The organism is Microbacterium sp. (genome assembly GCF_026393345.1).
Lineage (GTDB): Bacteria > Actinomycetota > Actinomycetes > Actinomycetales > Microbacteriaceae > Microbacterium.
Genome location: NZ_JAPLAI010000017.1, coordinates 1 through 1,747, shown reverse-complemented (window position 1 = coordinate 1,747; position 1,747 = coordinate 1). Strand labels below are relative to the sequence as shown.

The following is a 1,747-nucleotide window of genomic DNA, read 5'->3' as shown; positions in this document are numbered from 1 at the left end:
GCGTCGGTGCAGGTCTCCTCGAGCCGCTGCTCGAGATCGGGGAGCCGCGTCGCGAGCGCGTCGAGCCGCACGACGGGCTCCGCGGGCGTCGCCGGGTCGCGCCGGGAGACCGCCGCCGTGGGCAGCAGCTCGCCCAGGCGGGCGAAGGCCCAGCGGTTGTGCGGGGCCTCCTGCCAGCTGCGGGGCCTCCTGCCAGCTGTCGAGTGTCGGCTCCCCGGCCGCGGCTCCGGGATACCTGGCGGGGTGCTGGCCGGTGGAACGTGCGTTCATCGAGTGTCTCCGAAGGTGTAGCCGCGGCGGGTGAAGAGATAGTAGAGGCCCGTCCGGCACAGGTGGGCGTGCCAGTCCCAGGTCTGGATCGTCTCGGGCGCCGCATCCCCGGGCGGCGCGAACACGGCGGTCGAGCACTCACCCTCGGTGTCGGGCGGAATGACCGCGAGCACCTCGGTGCGGGCGTTGAGCGCGGCGAGCCGCCACAGCGGCACCCCGGCCGCCTCGGCCGTGGCGGCGAGCTCGGCCGCCAGGTTCGGCGCCCAGGCCTCGAGCGTCGCGAAGCAGCTCTCCGCGATCCCGCGCACCCGATCCTCCGGCAGGCCGCGGATCCCGAAGAACTCGAGATAGCCGTCGACCGCGTCGCGGATCCCCTCCCCGAAGCGGCTCCCGATCTCGGCGCCCCGGCTTCCCGGATCCGTGCCCGTCACCGTCGCGGTGATGATCTCCACAGCGTTCCTCTCCTGTTCCGGGGCCGGGCCCCTACTTGCCGGCCTCGAGGACGGCGTCCCACATCACCTCGGAGGCGATCGCGCCGAGCGCGGTCGCGTTCACCGACAGCCGCCCGCGCGACGACCCCGGGGTCGTCGGCAGATCGATCTCGTCGGTGGTGACGGCGAAGAGCGTGTCGCCGTCCATGTCGGTGTGGAACGGCTGGATGCCGCGGTGCATCGAACTGTGCACCTGCTTGGCGAACTGGTTCAGCTCGACGGGGCTCATCCGCACGTTCGTGACGATCGCGCTGATCGTGGTGTTGCCGGCCTCGGTGACGGGCGGGACCTGCTCGGCGAACGCCTCCTGGTAGTCGAACACCGGGTGGCGCCGGACCCCGGTCTGCGCGTCGTAGTTGCCGCGCACCACCGTGCCCGCGCGGTCCACGATCACACCGACCGGGTTCGGCACGACGACGGCGAGGATGCGCACGTCGCCGAGACGACGGAACGCCGCGCCCTGCCCGGTGATCTCGGTGCGGTCCCAGTCCACCTTGCCCGCGGACGCGCTCATGCCCGCGCCCGCCCGCCCCTGCGGGAACTCACCGGGAACGGCGAATTCGAGCGCCGCGCGGCCGAGCGCCTTGTCGGGGTAGACCGCGGTGGAGCGCGCCGAGAAGTCGTAGATGACCGCCGACGACACCAGCTGGAGCTCGGCGAAGCCGGTGCGATGCTCGAGGCGTTCCAGGAGCGCGTCGCTCACCCCGGCGCCCGCCTCGAGCCCGTAGCCGGCTCCGCCGGCCAGGCAGATGGCGTGGTTGAAGTCGTAGCCGCCGGAGAGCCCCACCGCCCCGCCCCGCGCGTCCACCGCGGTGCGGGCGCCGGCGGGGATGTGGATCACGGTCGCACCGGTGGGCCCCTCCTCGTAGTGCGCCGCGCCGATGCTGACCCCGGGGAAGTCGAACCGCAGCATCTCGCGGCCCGTGCTCCTGACCGGCGCGAGATCGAAGGCGTCGTTGCCCGGACCCCCGAAGACCGGAGGGCCG

2 protein-coding genes and 1 pseudogene are annotated in these 1,747 nt (G+C 73.3%); all 3 read right to left on the bottom strand.

Features of this window, described 5'->3' with window-relative positions; genetic code table 11:
* Window positions 1-270: pseudogene (locus NT132_RS02555) on the bottom strand (6-aminohexanoate hydrolase); the annotation flags it as partial.
* Window positions 267-722: a hypothetical protein gene (locus NT132_RS02550; RefSeq protein ID WP_297784313.1), complete on the bottom strand. Its 456-nt coding sequence runs from the start codon at window positions 720-722 to the stop codon at window positions 267-269. The pseudogene NT132_RS02555 and the gene NT132_RS02550, both read right to left, overlap by 4 nt.
* Window positions 723-753: 31 nt before the next feature.
* A partial coding sequence (locus NT132_RS02545; protein ID WP_297784310.1) for an endo-type 6-aminohexanoate oligomer hydrolase occupies window positions 754-1,747 on the bottom strand: 994 nt, incomplete at its 5' end.